The sequence below is a fragment of the Pseudoxanthomonas koreensis genome (assembly GCF_041890415.1).
Lineage (GTDB): Bacteria > Pseudomonadota > Gammaproteobacteria > Xanthomonadales > Xanthomonadaceae > Pseudoxanthomonas > Pseudoxanthomonas koreensis_A.
The window spans coordinates 631348-657539 of sequence record NZ_CP169056.1; the positions used below are offsets into that span (position 1 = coordinate 631348).

Annotated in this window: 21 protein-coding genes; 16 read left to right on the plus strand and 5 right to left on the minus strand. The window is 70.9% G+C overall.

Annotated features, from left to right (window positions below):
• Window positions 1-2: 2 nt before the first annotated feature.
• From ACEJ41_RS02895 to tkt, 9 genes are all read left to right on the plus strand, one after another.
• The gene (locus tag ACEJ41_RS02895) at window positions 3-1982 is read left to right on the plus strand and encodes a type IV pilus secretin PilQ (RefSeq protein WP_374013299.1); all 1980 of its coding nucleotides are present in this window, start codon (window positions 3-5) and stop codon (window positions 1980-1982) included.
• Window positions 1983-2082: 100 nt separating this feature from the next.
• On the plus strand, window positions 2083-3075 hold the full coding sequence (locus ACEJ41_RS02900) for an AAA family ATPase (RefSeq protein ID WP_374013300.1): 993 nt from the start codon (window positions 2083-2085) through the stop codon (window positions 3073-3075).
• Window positions 3072-4025: a DUF58 domain-containing protein gene (locus ACEJ41_RS02905; RefSeq protein ID WP_374013301.1), complete on the plus strand. Its 954-nt coding sequence runs from the start codon at window positions 3072-3074 to the stop codon at window positions 4023-4025. Before ACEJ41_RS02900 ends, ACEJ41_RS02905 begins: the two co-directional genes overlap by 4 nt.
• 6 nt (window positions 4026-4031) lie before the next feature.
• Entirely contained in the window at window positions 4032-4484 is a 453-nt protein-coding gene (locus tag ACEJ41_RS02910) for a DUF4381 family protein (RefSeq protein WP_374013302.1), read from the plus strand.
• Window positions 4484-5506, plus strand: a complete 1023-nt coding sequence (locus tag ACEJ41_RS02915; protein WP_374014050.1) for a VWA domain-containing protein — start codon at window positions 4484-4486, stop codon at window positions 5504-5506. The genes ACEJ41_RS02910 and ACEJ41_RS02915 overlap by 1 nt, the downstream gene beginning before the upstream one ends.
• A complete protein-coding gene (locus ACEJ41_RS02920) occupies window positions 5503-7242 on the plus strand; it encodes a VWA domain-containing protein (RefSeq protein WP_374013303.1) in 1740 nt (579 codons plus the stop codon). Before ACEJ41_RS02915 ends, ACEJ41_RS02920 begins: the two co-directional genes overlap by 4 nt.
• On the plus strand, window positions 7239-8657 hold the full coding sequence (locus ACEJ41_RS02925; RefSeq protein WP_374013304.1) for a protein BatD: 1419 nt from the start codon (window positions 7239-7241) through the stop codon (window positions 8655-8657). Before ACEJ41_RS02920 ends, ACEJ41_RS02925 begins: the two co-directional genes overlap by 4 nt.
• A gap of 47 nt (window positions 8658-8704) precedes the next feature.
• The gene (locus ACEJ41_RS02930) at window positions 8705-9982 is read left to right on the plus strand and encodes a dicarboxylate/amino acid:cation symporter (RefSeq protein WP_374013305.1); all 1278 of its coding nucleotides are present in this window, start codon (window positions 8705-8707) and stop codon (window positions 9980-9982) included.
• A gap of 191 nt (window positions 9983-10173) precedes the next feature.
• Window positions 10174-12174, plus strand: a complete 2001-nt coding sequence (gene tkt / locus ACEJ41_RS02935) for a transketolase (RefSeq protein WP_374013306.1) — start codon at window positions 10174-10176, stop codon at window positions 12172-12174.
• Between the two features lie 105 nt (window positions 12175-12279).
• Here the strand turns inward: tkt and ACEJ41_RS02940 are convergent, their stop codons facing one another.
• Window positions 12280-12606, minus strand: coding sequence for a BolA family protein (locus ACEJ41_RS02940; protein ID WP_374013307.1), 327 nt, complete (start codon window positions 12604-12606; stop codon window positions 12280-12282).
• A 153-nt stretch (window positions 12607-12759) separates the two neighbouring features.
• Between ACEJ41_RS02940 and ACEJ41_RS02945 the strand changes: the two genes are divergently transcribed.
• From ACEJ41_RS02945 to ACEJ41_RS02955, 3 genes are read left to right on the plus strand one after another with little or no spacing between them, the layout of a single operon-like run.
• On the plus strand, window positions 12760-13149 hold the full coding sequence (locus ACEJ41_RS02945; protein ID WP_374013308.1) for a BlaI/MecI/CopY family transcriptional regulator: 390 nt from the start codon (window positions 12760-12762) through the stop codon (window positions 13147-13149).
• Window positions 13139-14758 (plus strand): TonB family protein, encoded by a 1620-nt coding sequence (locus ACEJ41_RS02950; protein ID WP_374013309.1) that lies wholly within the window; start codon window positions 13139-13141, stop codon window positions 14756-14758. Before ACEJ41_RS02945 ends, ACEJ41_RS02950 begins: the two co-directional genes overlap by 11 nt.
• Before the next feature lie 44 nt (window positions 14759-14802).
• Entirely contained in the window at window positions 14803-15351 is a 549-nt protein-coding gene (locus tag ACEJ41_RS02955; protein WP_374013310.1) for a hypothetical protein, read from the plus strand.
• An 84-nt stretch (window positions 15352-15435) separates the two neighbouring features.
• On the opposite strand, the gene ACEJ41_RS02960 is transcribed toward ACEJ41_RS02955, so the two are convergent.
• Together ACEJ41_RS02960 and ACEJ41_RS02965 are read right to left on the minus strand one after the other, a co-directional pair.
• Entirely contained in the window at window positions 15436-16695 is a 1260-nt protein-coding gene (locus ACEJ41_RS02960) for a topoisomerase (RefSeq protein ID WP_374013311.1), read from the minus strand.
• Window positions 16696-16796: 101 nt separating this feature from the next.
• Window positions 16797-17609, minus strand: a complete 813-nt coding sequence (locus ACEJ41_RS02965; RefSeq protein ID WP_374013312.1) for a S1/P1 nuclease — start codon at window positions 17607-17609, stop codon at window positions 16797-16799.
• A gap of 266 nt (window positions 17610-17875) precedes the next feature.
• Between ACEJ41_RS02965 and gap the strand changes: the two genes are divergently transcribed.
• From gap to ACEJ41_RS02985, 4 genes are all read left to right on the plus strand, one after another.
• A complete protein-coding gene (gene gap, locus ACEJ41_RS02970; protein WP_374013313.1) occupies window positions 17876-18880 on the plus strand; it encodes a type I glyceraldehyde-3-phosphate dehydrogenase in 1005 nt (334 codons plus the stop codon).
• Window positions 18881-19083: 203 nt separating this feature from the next.
• Entirely contained in the window at window positions 19084-21867 is a 2784-nt protein-coding gene (locus ACEJ41_RS02975) for a DUF2339 domain-containing protein (protein WP_374013314.1), read from the plus strand.
• Window positions 21864-23231 (plus strand): DUF3999 domain-containing protein, encoded by a 1368-nt coding sequence (locus tag ACEJ41_RS02980; protein ID WP_374013315.1) that lies wholly within the window; start codon window positions 21864-21866, stop codon window positions 23229-23231. Before ACEJ41_RS02975 ends, ACEJ41_RS02980 begins: the two co-directional genes overlap by 4 nt.
• Before the next feature lie 158 nt (window positions 23232-23389).
• Window positions 23390-24565 (plus strand): phosphoglycerate kinase, encoded by a 1176-nt coding sequence (locus ACEJ41_RS02985; protein ID WP_374013316.1) that lies wholly within the window; start codon window positions 23390-23392, stop codon window positions 24563-24565.
• 60 nt (window positions 24566-24625) lie between these two features.
• Here the strand turns inward: ACEJ41_RS02985 and rnk are convergent, their stop codons facing one another.
• Both rnk and ACEJ41_RS02995 read right to left on the minus strand, forming a co-directional pair.
• A complete protein-coding gene (gene rnk / locus ACEJ41_RS02990; RefSeq protein ID WP_374013317.1) occupies window positions 24626-25057 on the minus strand; it encodes a nucleoside diphosphate kinase regulator in 432 nt (143 codons plus the stop codon).
• 147 nt (window positions 25058-25204) lie between these two features.
• Window positions 25205-26164 (minus strand): LysR substrate-binding domain-containing protein, encoded by a 960-nt coding sequence (locus ACEJ41_RS02995; protein ID WP_374013318.1) that lies wholly within the window; start codon window positions 26162-26164, stop codon window positions 25205-25207.
• Between the last annotated feature and the right edge of the window lie 28 nt (window positions 26165-26192).

Below are 26192 nucleotides of genomic sequence, written 5' to 3' on the forward strand. Positions count from 1 at the left end.
CGATGACCTTTTCCACTGCCCAGAGCCTGCGCACGCCAAGGCGCCCGGCGATCTTCCGGGCCTGCGGCCTGGGGCTCGCGTTCGCCCTGTACTCGGTGGCTGCCAGCAGCATGGCCGCTACCACCACCGCGACGCCCGACGTGCAAGCCACGGCGGCGCCCGCACCCGCCAAGGCCAGCGTCTCGCGCATCGACTTCAAGCGCGGTGACGCCGGCGCCGGCCGCCTGATCCTGCACTTCGAGGGTGACGGCGTGGCTCCGGACCTGCGCAGCCAGGATGGCAGCGTGGTGGTGGACGTGGCCGATGCCACCCTGCCGGCCGAGCTGCAGCGCCCGCTGGACGTGGCCGATTTCGCCACGCCGGTGCAGCGCATCGACGCCCGGCCGTACGCCGGGGGCACCCAGCTGGTGCTGAGCACCCGCGGTGCGGTCGAATCGCTGGCCTACCAGTCCGGCAACGAGTACGTGGTCGAGGTGACCCAGCGTGCCGAAGCAGCGGTGGGCGCGGTCAACGCCGGCACCATCGCCAGCGCCCGGGCCAACCTGGCTGCCCGGCCCTACTCGGGCCGGCCGGTGACCTTCAACTTCCAGGACGTGCCGGTGCGCACCGTGCTGCAGTTGATCGCCGAGGAATCCAACCTCAACATCGTGGCGTCCGACACCGTGCAGGGCAACGTGACCCTGCGCCTGGTGAACGTGCCCTGGGACCAGGCGCTGGACATCGTGCTGCGCGCCAAGGGCCTGGACAAGCGTCGTGACGGCAACGTGGTGTGGGTGGCCCCGCAGCCGGAACTGGCCGCGTTCGAGAAGGCCAAGGAAGATGCGCGCATCGACCTCGAGAACCGCGTCGACCTGATCACCGACTACATCCAGGTGAACTACCACTCGGCCGCCGCCATCTTCAAGGCGCTGACCGAGGCCAAGGGCATCGGCAACAGCAGCGGTGGCGGCGGTGGTGGCGGTGGCAGCGACCAGAACGAGAATGGTTTCCTGTCGCCCCGCGGTCGCATCGTGGCCGACGAGCGCACCAACACCCTGATGATCAGCGACATCCCGAAGAAGGTCGCGCAGATGCGCGAGCTGATCGGCGTGATCGACCGCCCGGTTGACCAGGTGCTGATCGAGGGCCGCATCGTCATCGCCACCGACAACTTCGCCCGCGAACTGGGCGCGCGCTTCGGCATCAGCGGCAACCGCGACAATGCCTACTTCAGCGGCAACCTCAACGCGAACAGCACCAACCGCACCGCCGACGTGACCACCGCCACGGCCAACGCCAACGCGATGCGTGACTGGTCGATCGAGCGCAGCGAGGCCATCGCATCCGGCTCGCCGGTGCCGCCGCCGCCGGTGCTGGCCAATTCGTCCATCCTTCGCGGGCTCAACGTCGACCTGCCCAGCTCGCTGTCCAATGCGGGCAGCCTGGCGCTGTCGATCCTCAATGCCGGCTACCTGCTGGACATCGAGCTGAGCGCCATGCAGGAAGAGCAGCGCGGCGAAGTCATCTCCAACCCGCGCGTGGTCACCTCCAACCAGCGTGAGGCGGTGATCCGCCAGGGTCGCGAGGTGGGCTACGTGACCATGACCGGCGGCGTGGGCGCGGTGGCGACCCCGAACGTGCAGTTCAAGGACGTGCTGCTGGAGCTGAAGGTCACCCCGACCATCACCGACGACAACCGGGTGTTCCTGGACGTCAACGTGAAGAAGGACGAAGTGCTGCGCTACCTGGATACCAGCATCGGCCAGGTGCCCGAGATCGCCAAGCGCGAGGTCAACACCGCGGTCCTGGTCGAGGATGGGCAGACGGTGGTGATCGGTGGCGTGTACGAGTTCACCGACGCCAACAGCGTCTCCAAGGTGCCGTTCCTGGGTGACGTGCCGTTCCTGGGCGCCCTGTTCAAGAAGAAGGGCCGCACCAAGCAGAAGGCCGAGCTGCTGGTGTTCCTGACCCCGAAGGTGATGCGGGTCGAGAAGCGCCACTAAGCCGGCGCGGCAACCGGAATCAAGCGACGGGGCCCAAAGGGCCCCGTCGTTTTTTCAGGGTCGTGAACCGGGCCGATGCCGGATGGGTCAGAATCGGGGCATGGACACCCATTCCGCCGACGCCACCCCTGACCTGCACGCTGCCTTTGTCCGCCTGCGCGACAGCCTGTCCAGCACCATCGTCGGCCAGGCCGAGCTGGTCGAGCGACTGCTGATTGCCCTGCTGGCCGACGGCCACCTGCTGGTGGAAGGGGCCCCGGGCCTGGCCAAGACCACCGCCATCCGCACCCTGGCCGCGCACCTGGAGGCGGATTTCGCCCGGGTCCAGTTCACCCCCGACCTGCTCCCGGCCGACCTGACCGGCACCGAGGTCTGGCGGCCGCAGGAGGGCAGCTTCGAGTTCCAGCCCGGCCCGGTGTTCCACCCCTTGCTGCTGGCCGACGAGATCAACCGCGCCCCGGCCAAGGTGCAGTCGGCGCTGCTGGAGGCCATGGGCGAGCGCCAGGTCACGGTGGGCCGCCACACCTATCCGCTGCCGCGGCTGTTCCTGGTGATGGCGACCCAGAATCCGATCGAGCAGGAAGGCACGTATCCATTGCCCGAGGCGCAGCTGGACCGTTTCCTGATGTACCTGCGCATCGGCTACCCCGATGCGGAGATGGAGACCGAGATCCTGCGCCTGGCGCGCGAGCGTGCCAGGCAGCCCTCGCAAGCGCCGGTGGCTGCGCTGCGCATGTCGCAGGCGCAGGTGTTCGCCGCTCGCGAGCAGGTGCTGGCGCTGCACGTGGCGCCATCGCTGGAGCGCTACCTCATCGAACTGGTACTGGCCTCGCGCGACGCAGGCCGTTACGACCCGGCCCTGGAACGCCGCATCGCCTGGGGCGCCAGTCCGCGCGGCACGATTGCGCTGGAGCGCTGCGCGCGCGCCCGTGCCTGGCTTGCAGGGCGCGACTACGCTACCCCCGAGGACGTGCGCGCAGTGGCGCCCGACGTCCTGCGCCACCGGGTGCTGCCCAGCTACGAGGCGCAGGCCGAGGGCTGGGATGGCGAACGCCTGGTGCAGGCGTTGCTGGAGCGGGTACCGCCGCCGTGAACGACCGCGGTGACGCGCATGGCGATGACGCGGGTACCGCCGGCGTGGTACCCGGCCTGGCCGAACTTGTGGCCCTGCGCAGGCATGCGCCGCGCACGGGGCATCCACGGCGGGGACGCCATGGCCTGCATGGCCCGGCGACGTCCAGCCTGCTTGGCCGCGGCATGGAATATGCCGAATCGCGCGAGTACGTCGCCGGCGATGATGTGCGCCACATGGACTGGCGCCTGACCGCGCGCAGCGGGCGTGCACATACCAAGCTGTTCCAGGCCGAGCGCGAACGCTTGACCCTGCTGGTCGCCGATACCGCGCCGGCGCTGTACTTCGGTACCCGCACGCGATTCAAGTCGGTGCAGGCTGCGCGCGCAGGCGCGGTGGTCGCATGGTCGGCGGTTGCCGCAGGTGACCGGCTGGCCGCGCTGCGCGCTGGCGAGCCTGCGATCGCGCCGGCGGGAGGGACCCGCGGCGCGTTGCGGGTGCTCGATGCGCTGGTGCGCTGGTACTCGCAGCCGCCAGTGGCCGATGCCGGCCTGGGCGTGGCACTGGAACACGCCCAGCACCTGCTGCGCCCCGGCACGCGGCTGGTGGTGCTGGCAGATCCGCATGCGGCCGCACAGGTCCCTGCACAGCGCTGGCGCGCGCTGGCGCGACACCGCGAGGCCGAGCTGGTGTTGCTGCACGATCCACTGGAAATGGCACCGCCGCCGCGCCCCCTGGCCTTTGCCGATGGCCATCGCCGGGTGCTGCTGGAGCTGGACCGCCACGATGTACGCCAGCATTGGGATGCGGTATTCGCGGCCCCGCTGCGGGCCCTGGAGCAGGCGCTGCCGGGCATGGGCTGGCGCGTGCGCGCACTGTCCAGCGACGCGCCGGTGCAGCACGGGCCATGGGCATGGGAAGGGAACCGGCCAGGCAAACCGGCGGCCTTGCCCATGGCGGCACAGGACTGATCGCGCATGGATCCAGCCCGGCTGCCGCTGCGGGATGTGCACCTGCCCGATCCGCCCGGCTGGTGGCCACCGGCACCCGGATGGTGGTGGCTGGCCGCAGCGTTGCTGGCGGTGGTGGCCCTGGTCGCGGCATGGCGGCAGTGGCGGCGCGCGCGTCGCCGCCGCTGGCTGCGCTTGTTCGATGAGTGCACCGCGGCGGCTGATCCGGCGCAGGCAATCGCGCAGATGTCCGCGTTGCTGCGCCGCGCCGCACGCCACCACAGGCCGGGTGCCGAACTGCTGCGGGGCGAGGCATGGCTGCACTTCCTCGATGGCAATGCCGGGACCGACTTCAGCGCCGGTGCCGGGCACCTGCTGCTGGAAGGCGGATTCCGCCCGCAGGTACCGCCCGACGCCGTGGAAGCGGCGCGAGAACTGGCGCGGGCGCGGTTCCTGCAGCTGATGGAGGCCGGGCGATGATGGACGCATTGCCTGCCTGGCTTGGCGCCTGGCAGCAGGGATTTTCCGGCTTCGCCTGGCCGTGGGCCTGGTTGCTGTTGCCGCTGCCGGTACTGGTGCGCTGGATCCTGCCGCCGCGGCGTGGCAGCACCCCGGCGCTGCGCGTTCCCTGGGTGCGGCGCCTGGACCAGGGGCATCGCGCGATGCCGCGTCCGCGGCTGCACGGTGCATGGTGGTTGCCGGCGCTGGCCTGGTTGCTGCTGTGCGCGGCCACGGCACGGCCGCAGCAGTGGGGGCAGGCGCACGCGCCACCGGCGCAGGCCCGGCAGATGCTGCTGGCGGTGGACCTGTCCGGCAGCATGAACGAGACCGACATGCACCTCGGAGGGCAGGTCGTGGATCGCCTCACCGCAGCAAAGGCGGTGATCGCAGATTTCCTGGAGCGCCGTGCAGGCGACCGTGTCGGCTTGCTGGTGTTTGGCCAGCGTGCCTACATGCTCGCGCCGCTCACCCTGGACCGGGCCTCGGTGCGCAGCCAGTTGCGCGACAGCGTGGCCGGACTGGCCGGGCGCGAGACCGCGCTGGGCGATGCCATCGGCCTGGCGGTCAAGCGCCTGCGTGAGCAGCCGCAAGGTCAGCGCGTGCTGGTGCTGCTGACCGACGGGGTCAATACCGCCGGCGTGCTCGATCCGCTCAAGGCCGCTGAACTGGCCCGGGACGAGGGCGTGCGCGTCCATGCCATCGCGTTCGGTGGCGCCGGCGCCAGCATGACCCTGTTCGACATCCCGGTGCCGTTTGCGCAGGGTGGCGAGCAGGTGGACGAACATACGCTGCGCCAGGTGGCGCAGATGACCGGTGGCCGTTTCTTCCACGCGCGCGATACGGCCGAGCTGGCCGGCATCTATGCCGAGCTGGACCGGCTGGAGCCGATCGAGATTTCCGCCGAGCCGGTGCGGCCGCGGCTCGAGCGCTACCACTGGCCGCTGGGCGCAGCGTTGCTGCTGGGACTGGCGGCCTGGCCGCTGGGCAGGCGCGGCGCATGAGTGGCTTGTGGCTGTTGCCGCACCTCCAGCGCCCGGCGTGGCTGTGGGCGCTGCTGGCGTTGCCGCTGCTGTGGCTGCTGTGGCGGCGCGGTCGCCAGCGCAACTGGTGCGACGTGGTCGATCCGCACCTGCTGCCGCACCTGGTCGAACATGCGCGTGGCCATGCCGGCTGGCGCATGGCCGGCGTCGCACTCGCATTCGCGCTGGCGGTGCTTGCGCTGTCCGGCCCCGGCTGGCGCCAGCAGGCGCAGCCGCGCTGGCAGGCCCATGCGCCGCTGGTGATCGCGCTGGAGCTGTCTGAAGCGATGACCACGCCGGACCTGCCGCCCTCGCGCCTGGTGCAGGCGCGGGCCAAGCTGGCCGAACTGCTGCGCGCGCGCAGCGGTGGCGAGGTCGGCCTGGTGGCCTGGGCGGAGGATGCCTACACCGTCGCTCCGTTGACCGCCGATGCGGCCAACCTGGCGCTGTTCCTGGATGCACTGGAACCGGCGGTGATGCCGGTGGACGGGCAACGCTCCGAACGCGCACTGACCCACGCGGCATCGCTGCTGCGCCAGGCCGGATACGAGCGTGGCACCATCCTGCTGATCGCTTCCCAGGCCGATGCCGCCTCGCCGCCGATTGCCGCGGCACTGGCTGCCCAGGGCTATACGGTGTCCGTGCTTGGCCTGGGCACCGCCGCTGGCGCGGTCTACCGCGATCGTGGCGGTGCCATGCGCCGCACCCACCTTGATGCCGCATCGCTGCGTGCGCTGGCCGCCGCCGGTGGTGGGCATTACGCCGCCCTGAGCGTGGACCAGGCGGACCTGCATGCACTGGATGTGCTGCAACCCGGCGCAACCCGGGCGCGGACGGGCGCGACCGGCGAGCGGGTCTGGGTCGACCAGGGCTATTGGCTGCTGCTGCCGTTGCTGTTGCTGGCGGCGCTGGCGTTCCGGCGCGGTGCCGGCGTGCTTGCGGCGGTGCCGCTGGCCGTGCTGCTGGCGTTGCCGGTGCAGGGACATGCCGCCGGACCTGAGGGCCAGTGGTGGCTGCGCGCCGACCAGCGCGCGCAGCGGATGCTGGAGCAGGGCGTGGAGGCATATCGCCAGGGCGACTTTGAAGCGGCCCGGCACGCCTTCGATGCGGCCGGCGCCCGTGGCGCCGAGGCCGCCTACAACCTGGGCAATGCCCTGGCCCGGCAGGGCCACTACGACGCGGCAATCGAAGCCTATGACGATGCCCTGGTGCAGGCGCCCGGGATGGAGGATGCGATTGCGAACCGGCGCGTGGTCGAGGCTGCACGCAAGCGCCGGCAGTCCGCTGGAGAGGGCGATGGACGCGGAGGCGGACAGCCGCCCGCGGACAGCCGGCCGCAGGGCCAGGGTGCTCCCGGCCAGGGGGAGCAGCCGCCCGCGTCAGCGCAGGGTGGTGGCACGCCACCGGACACGTCCGCAGGCGCGCCCTCGCCGCCGCCTGGCCAAGGTGCGCCCGAGGCCGAGGCCGGGGATGCGGATGCGCGTGAGCGCCAGGAACAGGCTGATCGCGCGCAGCGCGAACGCATGCAGGCGGCGCTGGAACGCGCAACGCCGGCGCAGCCGCCTGCAGGGGAGCCAGCCGAGCCCCAGGATGCGCAGCAGCGTGAGCGCGTGCAGGCGCATGAGGCCTGGTTGCGCCGCGTGCCGGATGACCCGGGCGGCCTGCTGCGCGCCAAGTTCCTGCTCGAACACGAACGCCGCCAGCGGGAGGGACGATGAATCCACGCCGCACCACGCACGCGCTGGCACTGCTGTGCCTGCTGCTGCCCATGGCTGCGTTGGCGGCCATGCCGCACATGGCCGCGCAGGTGCCGGCGCGCGGCGACGTGTTCCTGGAAACTTCGGTGGACGATCTGTCGCCCTACGTGCAGCAGAGCGTGGGGGTGAGCGTGCGCCTGCACTACGCTACGCCGCTGCTGTCGGGCGAGCTGTCGCAGGATGCGCCGGAGGGTGCCTCGCTGCAGCGGGTGGGCGAGGACGTGCAGAGCAGCCGCCAGGTGGGCGAGCGCCGCTACCACGTGGTCGAGCGCCGCTACCTGCTGGTGCCCGAGCGCAGCGGCGAGTTGCGCCTGCCTCCGGCCCGCTTCCGCGGACGCAGTTCGGGCAACTTCTTCAATGACCTGTTCGGCACCGAGCGCAGCGTGTCGGCGCACAGCCAGGGCGCCGTGCTGCAGGTGCGCGCGCAGCCACCCGCGGCGCCGCAGCCGTGGCTGCCATTGCACGGGCTGGAGCTGCGCTACCGCAGCGCACCTTCGCGTGCGCGGGTGGGCGAGGCGGTGGAAATCGTGGTCGAGGCGCAGGCGCAGGGCGCGACCGGGGCGCAGTTCCCCGACATCCCGGCACCGTCGGTGCCCGGCGCGCAGGTGTTTGCCGAGCGTGCCCAGGCCAGCGAGCGCTTCGTCGACGGGCGACCCCACGTGTCGGTGGTCCGGCGCTTCTCGGTGGTGCCGCTGCGGCCTGGTGCGCTGGATGTGCCCGGCGTGGCCATGGAATGGTGGGACGTGGTCGCCGGGCGCGCCCGCCAGGCACGCCTGCCCGACCTGGAATTGGAGGCCGAACCAGCGGATGCCGGAGCCAGTGCGGTGATCCACGGCCCTGACGCCGGTCACCCGGCAACGGCTCCCGCCGCCGCGGGCGATGCGATTGGCGCCATCGACTCGCCTGCATCCGTTTCGCGGTGGTGGCGCGCACTGGCGCTGGTGCTGGCGGTGCTGTGGTTTGCCACCCTTGCCTGGGCGGTGTGGCTGCGCTGGCGGCGGTCCGGGCCGGACCCGCGCGCCGCCCGCACCGCTGCCCCCGGGGCGCGCGCGGCCGTGCCCGCACGTCCGGTCGCCACCGACCTGCGGCGCGTGCTGGACACCGGCAGCTTCGACGAGGCGGTGCGGACGCTGGAGCGGATGGCCGTGCCCCCGGCCTCGGGGCTGGACCAGGTGATCGTGCGGCTGTCGGATCCGCGCCAGCGTGCAGCGCTGGAAGACATGCGCCGCGCACTGTGGGCGGGCGCGGGCGACCCCGCCACGGCGCGTGCGGAGCTGCGCACGGCATTCCGGCAAGGTCCCGCGTGGGCGTCGGCGGGCAGCCAGCCGGCGCCACCGCTGGCGCCGCTGTATCCGCCCCGGCGGCCGGGCCACTGAACCGGCTTTGCTAAGCTGCCCGGCCTGCTTTACCCCGGAAGATCCGCATGCACGCAACCGCACGCCGCCCCTGGCCGATGCCGTGGAAGATGGCGCTGGGGTTTGCCCTGGGCCTGTTGCTGGGCCTGGTGGTGCACGTCACCGCCGCCGATGCAGGCTGGGTGCAGGCACTCACCGCTTACGTGACCACGCCGGCCTCGCGCTTGTTCCTCAACCTGATCTTCATGCTGATCGTGCCGCTGCTGTTCTCGGCGCTGGTGATGGGTATCGCCGAGATGGGCGACATCCGCGCGCTGGGCAGGATCGGCTGGCGCACCCTGGCCTACACGGTGGTGCTGTCCGGGCTGGCGGTGCTGCTGGGGCTGGTGCTGGTGAACGTGCTGGAGCCGGGTGCGGGCGTGGACCCGGCGCTTGCGCGCGACCTGCTGGCGCAGAACGTGGAGCGCAGCCGCGAGATCGTGGCCAGCGTGGAGACCCAGCCGCGCGGCATGGACATGCTGCTGTCGATCGTGCCCAGCAACGTTGTCCATGCCGCATCGGAAAACGCCTCGATCCTGGCGCTGATGTTCTTCGCGGTGATGTTCGGCGTGGGCATGGTGCTGACGCCCGATGACAAGGTGGCCACGCTCAAGCACGGGATCGAGGGCCTGTTCGAGATCTCGATGACGCTGATCGGCCTGGTGATCCGGCTGGCGCCATACGCGGTGTTCTGCTTCATGTTCAACCTGGCCGCCATCTTCGGTTTCGACCTGCTGCTGCGGCTGGGTGCCTACGTCGGCGTGGTGGTGTTGGCGCTGGCGCTGCACATGTTCGTGACCTATTCCATCGTGGTGCGCCTGGCCGGGCGTTCGCCGCTGGCGTTCTTCCGCGACATCCAGGAGGCGGCGGTGATGGCTTTTTCCACCGCCTCCAGCAACGCCACCCTGCCCACCGCGCTGCAGGTGGCCGACCGCATGGGCCTGCCGCACAAGGTTTCGCGCTTCGTGCTCACCGTGGGCGCCACCGCCAACCAGAACGGCACGGCCCTGTTCGAGGGCGTCACGGTGATCTTCCTGGCCCAGTTCTTCGGCGTGGAACTGAGCCTGGCCCAGCAGTTCATGGTGATGCTGGTGTGCATCCTCGGCGGCATCGGCACCGCCGGCGTGCCCTCGGGCTCGCTGCCGGTGGTGGCGCTGATCTGCGCGATGGTGGGGGTGGATCCGATCGGCATCGGCCTGATCCTGGGCGTGAACCACTTCCTGGACATGTGCAGGACCACGCTCAACGTCACCGGCGACCTGGCACTGGCCACCATCGTGTCGCGCGGCGAGCCGATGGAGGCGTGACCGGGCGGCCATTCCCGCGGACGTTTCAATCCCAACCTTCACCGCCGGCATCCGTGGAGCGGGCGGGATTTCCCCCCGTCGCCACCCGGATGCAGCTTTTCGACCCCGGTGGCAGGACAGGAGTGGACAAGGAATGGGACAATGGGCGGCCCGCAGCGCCGCGGGTGCCCTGAAGACCACGCCGACCCGATATGACGAAGCCCACCCGACGACAGCTCGCCAACGCCATCCGTTTCCTCGCCGCCGATGCGGTCGAAGCCGCCAAGTCCGGTCATCCGGGCATGCCGATGGGCATGGCCGACATCGCCGAAGTGCTGTGGAACGACTACCTGCGCCACAACCCGTCCAACCCGGACTGGTTCAACCGCGACCGCTTCGTGCTGTCCAACGGCCATGGCTCGATGCTGCATTACGCGCTCCTGCACCTTGCCGGCTACGACCTGCCGATGGATGAGCTCAGGCGCTTCCGCCAGCTGCACAGCAAGACCGCCGGCCACCCGGAGCGCTACGAGACTCCCGGCATCGAGACCACCACCGGCCCGCTGGGGCAGGGCCTGGCCAATGCGGTCGGCTTCGCCCTGGCCGAGAAGCTGCTGGCGCAGCGCTTCAACCGGCCGGAGCTGGAGATCGTGGACCACCGCACCTGGGTGTTCATGGGTGACGGCTGCCTGATGGAGGGCGTCTCCCACGAAGTGGCCTCGCTGGCCGGCACCTGGCGCCTGGGCAAGCTGACCGCGTTCTGGGACGACAACGGCATCTCCATCGACGGCGAGGTGCACGACTGGTTCACCGACGACACCCCCGCGCGCTTCGAGGCCTATGGCTGGCACGTGGTGCGCGACGTGGACGGCCATGATCCGGAGTCGATCAAGGCCGGCATCGAGGCGGCGCTAGCGGTGGATGACCGCCCCAGCCTGATCTGCTGCAAGACCACGATTGGTTTCGGCGCGCCGAACAAGGCCGGCAAGGAAGACTCGCACGGTGCCCCGCTGGGCAAGGACGAGATCGAAGGCGCCCGCAAGGCGCTGGACTGGCCGCATGCCCCGTTCGAGATCCCGCAGGAGATCTACGGCGGCTGGCGCGCCAATGGTGCCGGCACCCTGCGCCAGGCCGAGTGGGAACAGTTGTTCGACAAGTACGCCAAGCAGTACCCGGAGCAGGCTGCCGAGCTGGTCCGCCGCTCGCGCGGCGAGCTGCCGGCCGATTTCGTCGCCAGCGCCGATGCCTACATCGCCCAGGTCCAGGCCGAAGGCCCGACCGTGGCCTCGCGCAAGGCCTCGCAGAACGCCATCACCGCCTTCGCCCCGCTGCTGCCGGAACTGATCGGCGGTTCGGCCGACCTGGCCCCGTCCAACCTGACCCAGTGGAAGGCCAGCAAGTCGGTCACCGAGGTCGGCCCGGACGCCAACTACGTGCACTACGGCGTGCGCGAGTTCGGCATGAGCGCCATCGCCAACGGCATCGCCCTGCATGGCGGCTTCCTGCCGTTCGACGCCACCTTCCTGGTGTTCAGCGACTACGCCCGCAATGCGCTGCGCATGAGTGCGCTGATCCCGGCGCACGTGATCCACGTCTATACCCACGACTCCATCGGCCTGGGCGAGGATGGCCCCACCCACCAGCCGGTCGAGCACCTGTCCGCGCTGCGTTACATCCCCAACAACGACGTGTGGCGTCCGTGCGACGCGGTCGAGTCGGCGGCGGCGTGGAAGGCCGCGATCGTGCGCAAGGACGGGCCCAGCGTGCTGGTGTTCAGCCGCCAGAACCTGCCGCACCAGGCGCGTACCGGCGACCAGGTCGCGCTGATCGAGCGCGGCGGCTACGTGCTGGCCGACGCCGAAGGCGGCACCCCGGACGTGATCCTGATCGGCACCGGTTCGGAAGTCTCGCTGGCGGTGGAAGCCAAGAAGGAACTGGACGCGGCCGGCCTGAAGACGCGCGTGGTGTCGATGCCGTCGACCGACGTGTTCGATCGCCAGGATGCGGACTACCGCGAGTCGGTGCTGCCTCGTTCCGTGCGCAGGCGCGTGGCGGTGGAAGCGGGCGTGACCGGCTTCTGGCACAAGTACGTGGGCCTGGATGGCGCGGTGATCGGCCTGGACCGCTTCGGTGCCTCGGCCCCGGCGGGCGAACTGTACGAGTACTTCGGCATCACCACCGCCAAGGTGGTCGAGGCGGCCAAGGCGCTGTAGGCCCGCCGGATCGTTCGCCGGCGTACATCCACCGGCGGCATGCATGACGCGAAGGGGCCCACGTGGCCCCTTCCGCGTTTGCGCTGCCGGTGGGTGGCCTGCGCCTTACCGGGAGGGGCCGCCGGCCGGATCGTGCTTGCTGCCGCCGCGGCAATGCGGCGAGTCGGGCACCGCGGCACCCGCGTCCCACTCCGCCGGCGTGTAGGTGTGCAGGCCCAGCGCATGGATCTGCTGCATCAGCCCGCCCATCGCCGCGTAGGCGGCCTGGTGGCGCTGCAGCGTGCGTCGGCCCTCGAACGCGGCGCTGACGATGACCGCCTTGTAGTGCGTCTGCTGGCCACGGCTGTGCATGTGGCTCTCGTCGATCACCTCCAGGTGGCTCGGCTGCAGGGCGGACAGGGCGTGGCGGATCTGGTCGGCGCGGGTGTTCATGCGTGCTACGTGGTGGAGTGGGCGGTGTCACGGCCATGTTAGCGCCGGTGCCGCGGGTACGGGCTGCGCATGCAGGGGCCACGTCGGGAGGGGCTTGACACAGGTTTGGATTACGCATGTAATCGGTAGAAATTACAGGCGTAAACGGAACCCATGACTCCGATCAGTGATGCCGAGGCGATGGTGATGGAGGTGCTGTGGGCAGGTAGCCCGCGCAGCGCCGAGGACGTCATCGGTGCGCTGGCCGATGCCACCGGCTGGGCCGAGCCCACCATCAAGACCCTGCTCAACCGCCTGCTCAACAAGGGCGCCATCGACGCGTGCCGGGACGGGCGCCGTTACCTGTATTCGCCGGTGTTGCAGCGCGAGGCCTGGGTGCAGCAACAGAGCGAGGGCCTGCTTGCGCGCCTGTTCGGCGGTCGCGTCGCGCCGCTCGTGGCCCATTTCAGCGAGCGTGGCAGGCTCAGTGCCAGCGATATCGCCGAACTCAAGCGGCTGGTGGCCGAACTCGACGACGGAAGGGAGCCTGGCGATGGACGCTGACCCGCTGGCGATGCTGTGGGAAGCAACCCTGGCCAGCAGCGCGGCGCTGCTGCTGGTGCTGGCCATGCGCCGGCCGGTACGTGCGCTGCTGGGCGCCAGCGCTGCATATGCATTGTGGCTGTGCGTCCCGGTCGTCGTGCTGGCGGTGCTGCTGCCACGCGGCATGGATGCACCATTGGCGCTGCCGGTGGCCTGGCAGGTGGCGCCCGTTGGCGCCGTGGCGGCGCTGCAACCACGCGCGCAATGGCATTGGCATCAATGGCTGCTGCCGTTGTGGGCAGCGGGTGTGCTGGTGGCAATGGCATTGCAGGGCTGGCGGCAGCAGCGTTTCCAGCGTGGGCTGGGTGTCGTGCAGCGCGGTGACGATGGCCTGTACCGCTCGACCAGTGCAACTGCGGGCCTGCCGGCGGTGATCGGGCTGGTGCGCCCGCGGATCCTGCTCCCGGCCGACTTCGACCGGCGCTACACCGCGCAGGAAAAGGTGCTGGTGATCGCGCACGAACGCCTGCACGTGCGTCGCGGCGACCTCCTGGCCAATGCGCTGGCCGCGTTGCTGGGCTGTTTGTTCTGGTTCAACCCGCTGCTGCCTTTCGCGATGCGGCGCTTCCGGCTGGACCAGGAACTGGCCTGCGATGGACGGGTGATCGCGCGCCACCCGCACGCCCGACGTCAATACGGCGAGGCGATGCTCAAGACCCAGGTCGACCCCTCGCTCCTGCCACTGGGTTGCCATTGGCAGGCAAGCCACCCGCTCAAGGAGCGCATCGACATGCTCAAGCGCCCAATTCCCTCGCCGTTGCACTGGCTGGCATCCATGCTGCTCGCGCTCGTGGTCACGGCGGCAACCGGCTACCTGGCATGGGCCACGCAGCCGCCCGCCCCGTCCCCCCTGGCATCGATGGCCGGGGCGGGCCCGCTCTACTCGGTCGATGTGCGGATGGAGGTGGACGGCAATGCGCGTGCCGTGCGGCTGCGCGAGCGTGCGGGCCGGACGTTCGTCCTCCGCAGCGCCGACGGAACCACGCCGGCCTGGAAAGCCGAATTCGTGGTCGGGCAGGCGGATGATCCGGCGCAGGCGTGGGTTGCCGGGACGATCCACATCGACGGCAGCCAGGCATCCACGCCGAGGATGCTGGTCGCCCTGGGCGAGCCGGCGCGCATCACCACCGGTGCCCCGGGTGGTGGCCCGGTCGCCACCCTCGAACTGACCGTGCTGCGCCTGGGCGGAGATCAGGATGCAACGGGCGGCCGGCAGCAACCCACGGACGCGATGCAGGTACCGGCGCGGATCGCCGCTGCGCAAGCCGACCCGGAGCAGGCCGCGGTGATCGACATGACCCGGCCGCCGGCCTATCCGCCCGAGGCGGCCCGGCAGGGCATCGGCGGCCAGGTGCTGCTGCTGGCCACGGTGGCCGCCGACGGCAGCTTGCGCGATGTCCAGGTCGAGCGTGCCGAGCCGGCGGGCGTGTTCGAACAGGTGTCGCTGGAAGCGGCGCGCCAGTGGCGCTTCCGTCCAGCCATGCGCGACGGAAGCGCGGTGGAAGGATGGGTGCGGATACCGGTCACGTTCGCGATCCCTGAGGACGACACCGATACCGTGGAAAACTGAGCATGCACGGTGACGGGAGCCGGCCATCCGCGATGTGCCCGCATGTGCGCAACGCCATCCGGCATCGCGTGGCGATGGCCTGCATCGCCCTGGCCTGCGTGGCCGGCTGTGCCACCCGCAGCACCGGCATCGGCCAGCGCATGATTCTTCCCGAAGGCGTGGCGCAGTACGGGATGGATGCACGCCAGGCCTTCGTGTTCCCGGCGGTGGACGACGGGCCGCTGCCGGAGTTCCCGGAAGCCCTGGCGCAGCGCGAACTGGCGCCAACCACGCTGTGCGTAAGCCTGGTGGTCGATGCCGGGGGCGCGGTGCACCGGGTGTCGCCGCTGGCGCAGGCCGGATGCGAGGCGCCGGCGCGGTTCCCCATGCTGGCCGAGGCCGCGCGTGCGGCGATGGAGCGCTGGCGGTTCCGGCCGGCGATGCTGTGCACCTATCCCGACGCGGCGACCCGCGATCGCGACTGGACCGGGCACGGCTGTGCAGGCGCGGTGGCGGACGCTACGCCGGTCGCGGTCACCCTGGGATGGGCATTCACCTTCGAGGTGCGTGAAGGCCGCGCCCGGGTCGGCACGCTGCGGCTGGATAATCGCTGACCAGCCGGTCAGCGCACTCGTCCCCGCAACCTGGCAGCGCATGCCGCGCGCGAACCTCGCGCCGGCATCAGCGCCGATCCGGCGTCATTCCAGTTCCGGTGTGTTCCAGTCGCGCAGGTCGTCCAGGGTGGCGGTGGCACCGTCTGCCGCGTTGATCGCCAGGTCCGGTGCGGGCTCGTGCAGCAGGTGCCTGCCGATAGCCGCGCGCGTCGGTGCGTCCCATTGCGGTCGCCATTTGCAGTGGGTGCCGTCCTCCACGTCGGAGTGGTAGCCGAGGTTGCCCGCCGCGCCGAGCGCGCGGTAGATTTCGGCGCCGGCCAGCGCACTGGCGTGGCCCTGGCGTGCACCGAGCCAGGCCACGTGCGGGTTGTCCAGGATCAGCAGCCCGCGCGGCGCGACCAGGCCCAGCACCTGGTGCTGGTCGATGGCCAGCCGCTCGACCGCGCCGGTGTATGCGGCGAATGCATCACCCAGCCACGGCTGTTCGCCATATGCGCTGTGCGCCGGCTGCGTGCCCGCACCATCGCTGCCGCCACGCCATGTCGGCACGCCACCGGCACCGGATTCGATCGGAATCGTCAGCGCCACCCGCTGGTCGAATGCGCCGGCGGCCAGTGCACCCTTGCCCAGCCGCGAGCAGCCGGTGACGCCGATCGCGTCGGCGCGCAGCATTCCCTGGCCGGCGCCGGCGATCACGTCGATGATGCGGCTCACGCCCCAGGCCCAGGCCATCAGGGTGCCGCTGGATTGCACCTGCTGCCCGTACAGGTCGAAGAACGCGCCCTGGCGTTCGCGGCCCTGGCCGGTTTCCGCGCCGAGCTGGGTAGGCAGGTAGTCGATGCGCGCCACGCCGTGCTCCACCAGCAGGCGGTCATCCACGCCGGCAACCCCGCCGACCACGATCATCGCCGGGTGCGGCCCCGGCCCGGGCGGCAGGCGCAGGTTCGCGCTGAAGCTCACCTGGCGGCCGCCGTGGGCCACGGTCACGTCGATCCGCTCGCCGGTGATGGTGCCAGTCACTGCATCCGGCTGCGGACCCTTGTCGCCGTAGAGTTGGGCCTGCGCGGTCCGCAGGGTCCGTTGCCGCTGGCAGCGCCAGTCCGCGCGCGTATCCAGCCGCGATCCATCCGCACGGACGAAAGGGTCTGGCAGCAGTGGCCCGCCTGCGTCCACCAGTGCCTGGGCCGGGCAGTCGCGGCCACGGTCCTCGACCAGTCCACCGGATCCGGTGGCATTCGGCGTGGCAGGCAGCACGGCGCCAGCGCTGTTGGCGGCATCCGCTGGAGGTGGCAGTGCGCACAGCAGGGCGAGCACGACGCATCGGGACAGCAGCAGGGTGGGCATTGGAACTCCAGGACGGGCGGTCGTCGTCGGCGGCGCGGCCAGTGCGCGTACCAGTGTGCGTGCGCTCGCAGGCGTCGGCGGGATCTGGACGTTACACCAGGTCAGTGTGGCTCGAACGCGGCATTGAGAACGGCGGCCAGGCGCGCGCCGGCCAGACGCAACTGGTGTTCGACCTGCGGCAGGTGGGCGTCCACGTAGGCCTGGTCGACCGCGTGGCCCGATGGATAGATGCCGGTGCGCGGGATCAGGCGGCAGGATTCGACAGCCCAGGCCGCCGCGCCTGCGGCCGGCAGCGGCGTGACCGCGGGCGGCGGCGTGGCACGCAGGCGTTTGAGCCATGCTGCTTCGCCCATGCGCCGGGTGCCGAGCAGGCCGCTGTCCCACAGGGCATGCAGGTTGGTGCCGCGACCGGCATGCTGCAGCTGGTAGGTGTTGCCGCCGCGGTCATGGCGGTTGCCGGCATGCAGCGGCTGGTGGGCGTCGCCGACCAGGTGGACCACGAACTTCAGTGCCTGCAGGCGTTCGGCATCGCTGCGCGAGGCGTCGGCCAGGATCCGGACCTGGGCGTCGAGCGCGGCCACCAGGCAGTTGCCGCCGGCGCAGTCGCGCGCGGCCACGTAGGTGCAGCCGTGGTCGCCGAGGTTGACGTAGTGCCAGCGCGCGCTGCGGCGTCCGAGGTTCGGATCGCGTGCGCGCAGTTCGTCGACCCAGGAGGCGATGGCGGCCAGGTCCGGCGCCTGTTCACTGCGCAGCAAGCGGGCCACGCCGGCGCGTGCCTGTGGGCCCAGGCCGTCCTCGGCCAGCCGTGCCACAAGGCGGTGGCCCAGCGGTCCCCATGCCTGCGCGGGCAGGACGAAGGTCAGCGCCAGCAATGCGGCCAGCCAGCGCGCGGCGTGGGGAGCGCGGGACGGCATGCAGGGACGGCGGCGGTGGCGCATCCGGGCACTGTAACCGAGGCACGCACCCGCGTTGCCGCGGCATTGCCGGCAACAGGGGCCGGCCCTGCGCGGCTGCCGCCCGGCAGGTGATTTCCGTTGCAACGGCAACGCCCGCGTGCACCGGCCGTTACGGCCGCCGCCGCTGCGGCTGCGCTGGGCTGGAGGGGCGCGGGTGCTAGAATACGGACCCTCTTTCCACCCACATGGGCCACGCCGGACGTGGCCGTCAGGAGTCACGCGCAATGGCGATCAAGGTTGGCATCAACGGGTTCGGCCGCATCGGCCGCAACGTGCTGCGTTCGGCGGTGCAGAACTTCGGGGACGACATCCAGATCGTCGCGATCAACGACCTGCTCGAGCCCGACTACCTGGCCTACATGCTGCAGTACGACTCCGTGCACGGCCGCTTCCAGGGCGAGGTGAAGGTCGAGGGCAATACCCTGATCGTCAACGGCCAGAAGATCCGCCTGACCCAGGAGCGCGACCCGGCCAACCTCAAGTGGGACGAAGTCGGCGCCGAGGTGGTGCTCGAGTCCACCGGCCTGTTCCTGACCAAGGAAACCTGCCAGAAGCACCTGGACGCCGGCGCGAAGAAGGTGATCCAGTCGGCCCCGTCCAAGGACGACACGCCGATGTTCGTGTTCGGCGTGAACCACCACGAGTACGCCGGCCAGGCGATCGTGTCCAACGCCTCGTGCACCACCAATTGCCTGGCCCCGCTGGCCAAGGTCATCCACGACAAGTGGGGGATCAAGCGTGGCCTGATGACCACCGTGCACGCCGCCACCGCCACCCAGAAGACCGTCGACGGCCCGTCCAACAAGGATTGGCGTGGTGGTCGCGGCATCCTCGAGAACATCATTCCGTCCTCCACCGGCGCAGCCAAGGCGGTTGGCGTGGTGATCCCGGCGTTGAACAAGAAGCTGACCGGCATGAGCTTCCGCGTGCCCATCTCCGATGTCTCGGTGGTCGACCTCACCTGCGAGCTGGAGAAGCCGGCGACCTACGAGGAGATCAAGGCCGAGGTCAAGGCGCAGAGCGAGGGCGCGCTGAAGGGCGTGCTGGGCTACACCGAGGACAAGGTGGTGGCCACCGACTTCCGCGGCGACACCCGCACCTCGATCTTCGACGCCGACGCCGGTATCGCCCTGGACAGCACCTTCGTCAAGCTGGTGTCGTGGTACGACAACGAGTGGGGCTATTCCAACAAGTGCCTGGAGATGGTGCGCGTGGTGGCCGGCAAGTAGGCCGGTTCCCGCCAGGCATGACCCAGACGCGAAGGCGCCCCCGGTGGGCGCCTTCGACGTTTGGTGCCGCCGGCAGGGCGGGTGCCGACGCCTGGCGGCCGGCGTCTTGCAATGAGGCGGCGCATCGTTGACTCTGCGCGCGCCGGGTCGGTGGGGTTGCGCCGGCAACCAGCGCAGTGGACCTGACGGGACGGGGGCAGGGGATGGATGGATTCATTGGGTTGTTGGTCGTGCTTGGCCTGGCATTGCTGGTCATGCCGGTCCTGCTGATCGTGGCGCTGGTCTCGTTGGCCGGGTTGAAGGGGCGCGTGACCGCGCTCGAAGACGATCTGGCCGCCCTGCAGCACGCATCGGCACGCGCACCGGCACCGGCATCTGCGCGCACGGCTGCACCGGCACCTGCACCTGCACCAGCCACTGCCGCGTCGGCCAGGGACGATGATGGTGGACCGGTCCTGGCGGACCTGATGCGTGCGCGTGCCACGCCTGCAACGCGGTCGTCGCCATTGCCGCCGGCCGAGCCTGCCGCACCCGCACCCGCACCCGCACCTTCTCCTGCCGCGCCCGCACCATCCGCGCCGCCACCACTGCCTGCCGCAGCCCGGGTCGCACCGGCGCCTGGCCCCGCGCCGGCGTCGGCTGCAGCCAGTGCCCGCCGGCCGGCGCACACCACCACCACCACCGAACCGGGCGATGCGCTGGTGCGCATGGTCAAGCGCTGGTTCACCGTGGGCAACCTGCCGGCCAAGGTGGGCGTGCTGGTGATGCTGGCCGGCGTGGCGGCGCTGCTCAAGTACGCCGCCGACCAGGGCCTGTTCGTGTTGCCGATGGAGCTGCGCCTGGCCGGCGTGGCCGCCGCGGCCCTGGCAGCGCTGGGCTTTGCATGGCGCAAGCGCGAGAGCAACCGCGCCTTCGCCCTCAGCGTGCAGGGCGGTGCCATCGGCGTGCTGCTGCTGACGGTGTTCGCCGCGTTCAAGCTCTATGACCTGATCGACCCGGCGCCTGCGTTCGCCCTGAGCGTGATCCTGGTCGCCGGTGCGATGTTGCTGGCGGTATTGCAGAACAGCCAGGCCCTGGCGGCCTTCGCCCTGCTGGCCGGTTACCTGGCGCCGATCTGGCTGTCCACCGGCAGTGGCAACCACGTGGCGCTGTTCTCCTATTACGCGCTGCTCAATACCGCAGTGGTGGTGGTCGCGTGGTTCAAGGCATGGCGCTCGCTGAACCTGCTCGGCTTCGTGTTCACCTTCGGCATCGGCACCCTGTGGGGCATCGATGCCTATGTGCCGGAGAAGTACGCCAGCACCCAGCCGTTCCTGGCCCTGTTCTTCGCCTTCTACCTGGTGGTGCCGCTGCTGTTCGCGCGGCGCCGGCCGGAGAATCGCCGCGACCTCGTCGATGGCTGCCTGGTGTTCGGCACGCCGCTGATCGCCTTCAGCCTGCAGGCCGCCTTGATGGAAGGGCAGCGCTTGCCGCTGGCATTCTGCGCGCTTGGCCTGGCGGCACTGTACGCACTGCTGGCCTGGTCCCTGCTGCGGCGCAGGGGCTACGAGGTGCTGGCCCAGTCCTACGCGATCCTGGCCGTGGGCTTCGCCACCCTGTCCGTGCCACTGGGCCTGAGTGCGCGCGCCACCGCCAGCGTGCTGGCGCTGGAAGGTGCCGGCCTGGTCTGGCTCGGGCTGCGCCAGCAGCGCTGGATGCCGCAGTTCAGCGGCGTTGCCCTGCAGTTGCTGGCCGCCATCGCACTGCTGATCGGGCTGGAGCGGGTGGACGAGGACCTGCGCGCGGTGCTCAATCCCACCGCCATGGGCATGGTCCTGATCGCGCTGGCGGGCCTGGCCAGTGCCTGGGTGGCGCGGGCATACGGGCGCACGCTCATGGCCTCGGTGTTCTACCTGTGGGGCCTGGCCTGGTGGGCAGGCAACGGCCTGCACGAAGGCTCGCGTTTCGTCGAGTGGGGCTTGCGTGCGGACCTGTGGCTGGTGTTTGCCGCGGTGACCGGGTGGCTGGCAGCCGAGGTCCACCGCCGCCGCCCCGCGCCCTTGCTTGCGCTGACCCTGCTGGGCGCGTTTGTCATCGCCGCCCCGCTGGCTGCATGGCAGGGCCATGCGCATGTGCACCCGGCCGGCGGCAACTTCGGTGCAATGGCCTGGCTGGCGTTCGCGCTGCTTGGCCTGCGCGCATTGGCCTGCCTGGCCCAGGACCCCGGGCGCAGCGCCCGCGCCGCGCAGTTCGCCTGGTGGCTGGTGTGGCCACTGGTGTTGTCGATGGAAGGTCGATGGATCGCGGGCGAGGCGGGGTTGGGCCAAGGTTGGACGCTGGGCCTGATGGGCCTGCCCTGGCTGGCGCTGGCGGCACTGGGACTGTGGCGCTGGTCGTGGCTGGTCGCGCCGCGTCGCCCCGAGGTCGCGGCCCCGGCGCACCTGGCCCTGCTGTGCGTGGTGATGGTGGTGCTGGGTGGCGGCTGGCTGCTGGCACTGCCCAGGCCACTGGGCGCCGCGCCGCTGCCATGGCTGCCGCTGCTCAACCCGGGTGAACTGGCGCAGTTGGCTGTCCTGGGCCTGATGGCCAGCTGGATGGTGGCCGGGCAGCTGTCGTCCGGCATGCGCAACGCGGTGGTGGCCAGCGGCGGTTTCCTGCTGTTGAGCATGAGCACGCTGCGCACGGTGCATCACTGGGCGGGCGTGGAGTGGTCCTCGCAGATGCTGTCCACCAGCCTTGCCCAGACCAGCCTGACCGTGGTCTGGAGCGTGCTCGGCGTGATCGGCTGGATCGTCGGTTCGCGCGGTGGCCGGCGCGGGCTGTGGCTGGCAGGTGCGTTGCTGATGGGCGTGGTGCTGGCCAAACTGGTGCTGGTCGATCGCCAGCACCTGGGCAACCTGATGGGGATCATCTCCTTCATCGCCTACGGCATGCTCTGCTCGATCGTCGGCTACTTCGCGCCTGCGCCGCCGCGCGCGGCGTCCGTCCACGGGGAGGCGCGCGCATGAGCAGGTCCGCCTGGCTGTGCCTGTTGTTCCTTGTGCCCGTGCTTGCCGCGGCCGGTACCCGCGAGGAGTACGCCCGGCAGTGGCTGCTGACCGCCGGCCAGGCCGATGCCGGTGCCTATCGGGTGGTCCTGGACGAAGCGGTGTACCGCAGCGCCACGCAGCCGTCACTGCGCGACCTGGAGGTGTTCAACACCTCGGGCCAGCCGATGCCGGCGGCGCTGCTGTCGCCGGCGCAGCCGCTGGCACAGCCGCCGCGCACGCTGGACCTGCCGTGGTTCGCGCTGCCGGACGCCGGGCGGCGTGCCAGTGGCGATATCCGCCTGATTGCCGAGCGCAGTGCCGATGGCGGCATCCTGAGGGTCGAGGCCGGAACCGTGGCCGGGCCGGATGCCCCCTCCGGCGATCACTGGCTGGTCGATGCCAGCCGCCTGCGCGAGCCGGTGCGTGCGCTGCTGCTGGAGTGGGAGGCACCAGCGCAGCCGTTGCAGGCGGGATACAGGGTTGAAGGCAGCGACGACCTGAGCCGCTGGCGCACGCTCAACGCCGGCACCACCCTGCTGGACCTGCAGCGTGATGGCCAGCGCTTGCGCCAGGGCCGGATCGAGCTGGACGGGCAGGCGCGCTACCTGCGCCTGCTGCCCACCGGCACGGGCACCGCGCCGGGGCTCACCGGCGTGCGCGCCGAGCTGGCGCCGCCAGCCGCGCAGGAGTCCTGGCAATGGCTGGAAATCTCCGGCGAGCGGCGCCGCGAGGGCGGCCGCGACTATTTCGAGTTCGTGCTGCCGGGCCGCTTCCCGGTCGCGCGTGCGGATGTGCGCCTGCCCGGCAACAGCGCGGTTGAATGGACCCTCTACAGCCGCGAGGACGCCGACGCTGGCTGGGCCTGGCGCGCAGGCCCGTGGATGGCCTACGAGGTCGGCACCGGCGCCGATGCGGCCAGCCGCTCGGCGCCCAAGGCACTGTCCGCCCCGGTGCGTGACCGCCACTGGCGGCTGGCCGCCGCGACCCCGACCGGCGAAGCCGAGCCGGTGCTGCGCCTGGGCTATCGGCCCGAGGTGGTGGTGTTCCTGGCCCAGGGCGCGCCGCCGTATGCGTTGGCCGCCGGCAGCGGCAATGCACAGCGTGCCGATGCACCGATCCCGGCGTTGCTCGAAGCACTGCGTCGGCAGCGAGGACCAGGCTGGCAGCCTGCGCCCGCCTACCTGGCGGATGCGCCACAGGAACTGGCGGGCGAGCGTGCACTGCGCAGCCAGCGCACTTACGACTGGAAGGCATGGTTGTTGTGGTCGCTGCTGATTGTCGGCGCGGTCGCGGTGGCCGGGTTGGGGATGAGCCTGCTGCGCAAGCGCCCGTCGCCAGAGTGATCCACGCCGCCGCAGCGGCGCCGGTCCGCGCAGCGCGACCGGCGCCGATTTGCCGCCACCGGGCCGCGGCGGGACAATGCCGGGCTTCGTGGACGCGCCGCTGCATCGCCGCGCCGCCGCCACGGTTGCCCTTTCCCCCCGATGACGAGTAGCAGCCCATGACGATCCTGCGGATGACCGACCTCGACCTTGCCGGCAAGCGCGTGCTGATCCGGCAGGACCTCAACGTTCCACTCGAGGACGGCCGCATCACCTCCGAGCAGCGCATCACCGCCTCGGTGCCGACCCTGAAGCTGGCGCTGGAACAGGGCGCAGCAGTGATGGTGACCTCGCACCTGGGGCGGCCGAAGGAAGGTGCCTGGAGCCAGGCCGACTCGCTGGCACCGGTGGCCGCGCGCCTGTCGCAATTGCTCGGCGTGGACGTGCCGCTGGTCAAGGACTGGGTGGATGGCGTGGACGTGGCGCCCGGCCAGGTCGTGCTGCTGGAGAACTGCCGCATGAACGTGGGCGAAGGCAAGGACGACGAGGCGCTGGCGAGGAAGTACGCGGCCTTGTGCGACGTGTTCGTGATGGATGCGTTCGGCACCGCGCACCGCGCCCAGGCCTCCACCCATGGCGTGATCCGCTTCGCCCCGGTCGCCGCCGGCGGTCCGCTGCTGATGGCCGAGCTGGACGCGCTGGACAAGGCACTGGCCAACCCGGCCCGTCCGCTGCTGGCCATCGTGGCCGGCAGCAAGGTCTCCACCAAGCTGGAACTGCTCACCAGCCTGGTGGGCAAGGTGGACCAGCTCATCGTCGGTGGCGGCATCGCCAACACCTTCATCGCCGCAGCCGGGCACGGCGTGGGCAAGTCGCTGCACGAGGCCGACCTGCTCGACACCGCGCGCAAGATCGATGCCGATGCCAAGGCACGCAACGCGCAGATCCCGCTGCCGGTGGACGTGGTGGTGGCGCCGGCGTTCGCCGCCGACGCGCCGGCCACGGTCAGGCCGGTCGATGCGGTGGCGGCCGACGACATGATCCTGGACATCGGTCCGCAGACCGCCGCGCAGTACGCCGAGCTGATCAAGGCCGCCGGCACGGTGGTGTGGAACGGGCCGGTGGGCGTGTTCGAGTTCGACGCCTTCGGCAAGGGCACCGAGACCCTGGCACGGGCGATTGCCGCGTCCGATGCGTTCTCCATCGCCGGTGGCGGCGACACCCTGGCGGCGGTGGACAAGTACGGGATCGCCGGCCAGGTCAGCTACATCTCCACCGGCGGCGGCGCGTTCCTGGAATTCCTGGAAGGCAAGACCTTGCCGGCCGTGGCGGCGCTACAGGCGCGCGGCGGCTGAGTGGGCCGCGGGGGTGGCGCCTGCCATCCCCGCGACCGCCGCAGGATCAACGATGCAGGATCAGCGATGCAGGTCGCCGGCGGCCTCCGGCTGGTAGCGCACCGCCTTGACCTGGAGCTTGAGCGGACGGCCGCCCGGCGCCTGCCAATCGATGGTCTGGCCCACCGACAGGCCCAGCAGCGCGCTGCCCACCGGGGCCAGCACCGACACCCGGCCCTTTTCCACGTCGGCCTCGTTCGGGTAGACCAGGGTCAGCACGTGCTGCTCGCCGGTGGACGCGTCCTCGCACTCGACCTGGGAGTGCATGGTGACCACGTTGGCGGGCATCTGCTCCGGCGGCAGCACTTCGGCACGGTTGAGCTCATCCATCAGCGCGAGCGCGGCCGGATGGCGGCTCAGCACCGGGGAGTCGAGCAGGGCCTCCAGGCGCGCCATGTCGCGACTGGAAATGATCAAGGTGGGGGGCAGGCCGCTGGCGGACTGGGTGGACATGGGGGTTCCTCGGGGTTGGCGGTGCGCGGCGGGCGCGCATGAAGAAAAAGGCGGCGCGTCTCCGCATCCGCCTAGGGTCACTGACTATGACAGGAAACGTAGCCCGGAATGCGATCGGGTTCAACCGGGGGATTCAACCCGGAGGGCTCAAGCGGGGCGCTTCGGGCCGCGGCCGGGCCCGGGGTGCGGCCGCGGGGCGGCCGGATCGGGCTCCAGCAACCCCGCCGGCAGGCTGCGCAGCACCTGGGCCAGGCGCGACAGGAACCCGGCCATCGCCGAGCTGTGCCGCCAGCAGATGGCGATGCTGCGGGTCGGTGCGCTGCCGGTGAACGGCAGCAGGCGGATGTTCTCCGAACGCGCCACCGGCGGCTTGACCGCCAGGATCGGCAGCAGGGTGGCGCCGACATTGGCCGCGACCATCTGCCGCAGCGTCTCCAGGCTGGTGGCGCGGAACCCGGTCTTTTCCTGCGCACCGGACAGCTGGCACACGTCCAGCGCCTGGTCGCGCATGCAGTGGCCATCCTCCAGCAGCAACAGCGGCTGTTCGGCCAGCGCGTCCAGGCTCAGCGCCTGGCGGCTGGCCAGCGGGTGGTCCTCGGGTACCGCCAGCACGAACGGTTCCTCGAACAGCAGCTCGGTGTGCAATTGATCGTCGTGCACCGGCAGTGCCAGCAGGGCGGCGTCGAGCCGGCCATCGCGCAGGCGGGCCAGCAGTTCGTCGCTCTTTTCCTCCACCAGCAGCAGTTCCAGTTGCGGGAAGCGCGCGCGCATGTGCGGGATCACGTGCGGCAGCAGGTAGGGCGCCAGGGTCGGAAAGATGCCCAGGCGCACGCTGCCGGCCTCCGGATCCTGGCTGCGGCGGGCGGCCTCCTTCATCTGTTCGATCTCGGCCACGATCCTGCGCGCGCGTTCGGTGGCCTCGCGCCCGGCCGGGGTCAGCATGACCTTGCGCGGGGCGCGCTCGACCAGGGCCACGCCCAGTTCCTCCTCCAGCTTGCGGATCTGGGTGGACAGCGTGGGCTGGCTGACGAAGCAGGACGCGGCGGCACGGCCGAAGTGGCGGTGTTCGGCCAGGGCCACCAGGTACTTGAGGTCGCGCAGGTTCATTGCTTGCCTCCCGGCCGGGCGTGCGGGT

Bases quoted from the DNA above. Each gene is read 5' to 3' on its own strand.
- ACEJ41_RS02895 (WP_374013299.1), top strand. From the start codon at position 3: ATGACCTTTTCCACTGCCCAGAGCCTGCGCACGCCAAGGCGCCCGGCG.
- ACEJ41_RS02900 (WP_374013300.1), top strand. From the start codon at position 2,083: ATGGACACCCATTCCGCCGACGCCACCCCTGACCTGCACGCTGCCTTT.
- ACEJ41_RS02910 (WP_374013302.1), top strand. From the start codon at position 4,032: ATGGATCCAGCCCGGCTGCCGCTGCGGGATGTGCACCTGCCCGATCCG.
- ACEJ41_RS02915 (WP_374014050.1), top strand. From the start codon at position 4,484: ATGGACGCATTGCCTGCCTGGCTTGGCGCCTGGCAGCAGGGATTTTCC.
- ACEJ41_RS02920 (WP_374013303.1), top strand. From the start codon at position 5,503: ATGAGTGGCTTGTGGCTGTTGCCGCACCTCCAGCGCCCGGCGTGGCTG.
- ACEJ41_RS02925 (WP_374013304.1), top strand. From the start codon at position 7,239: ATGAATCCACGCCGCACCACGCACGCGCTGGCACTGCTGTGCCTGCTG.
- ACEJ41_RS02930 (WP_374013305.1), top strand. From the start codon at position 8,705: ATGCACGCAACCGCACGCCGCCCCTGGCCGATGCCGTGGAAGATGGCG.
- tkt (WP_374013306.1), top strand. From the start codon at position 10,174: ATGACGAAGCCCACCCGACGACAGCTCGCCAACGCCATCCGTTTCCTC.
- ACEJ41_RS02940 (WP_374013307.1), bottom strand. From the start codon at position 12,606: ATGAACACCCGCGCCGACCAGATCCGCCACGCCCTGTCCGCCCTGCAG.
- ACEJ41_RS02945 (WP_374013308.1), top strand. From the start codon at position 12,760: ATGACTCCGATCAGTGATGCCGAGGCGATGGTGATGGAGGTGCTGTGG.
- ACEJ41_RS02950 (WP_374013309.1), top strand. From the start codon at position 13,139: ATGGACGCTGACCCGCTGGCGATGCTGTGGGAAGCAACCCTGGCCAGC.
- ACEJ41_RS02960 (WP_374013311.1), bottom strand. From the start codon at position 16,695: ATGCCCACCCTGCTGCTGTCCCGATGCGTCGTGCTCGCCCTGCTGTGC.
- ACEJ41_RS02965 (WP_374013312.1), bottom strand. From the start codon at position 17,609: ATGCCGTCCCGCGCTCCCCACGCCGCGCGCTGGCTGGCCGCATTGCTG.
- gap (WP_374013313.1), top strand. From the start codon at position 17,876: ATGGCGATCAAGGTTGGCATCAACGGGTTCGGCCGCATCGGCCGCAAC.
- ACEJ41_RS02975 (WP_374013314.1), top strand. From the start codon at position 19,084: ATGGATGGATTCATTGGGTTGTTGGTCGTGCTTGGCCTGGCATTGCTG.
- ACEJ41_RS02980 (WP_374013315.1), top strand. From the start codon at position 21,864: ATGAGCAGGTCCGCCTGGCTGTGCCTGTTGTTCCTTGTGCCCGTGCTT.
- ACEJ41_RS02985 (WP_374013316.1), top strand. From the start codon at position 23,390: ATGACGATCCTGCGGATGACCGACCTCGACCTTGCCGGCAAGCGCGTG.
- rnk (WP_374013317.1), bottom strand. From the start codon at position 25,057: ATGTCCACCCAGTCCGCCAGCGGCCTGCCCCCCACCTTGATCATTTCC.
- ACEJ41_RS02995 (WP_374013318.1), bottom strand. From the start codon at position 26,164: ATGAACCTGCGCGACCTCAAGTACCTGGTGGCCCTGGCCGAACACCGC.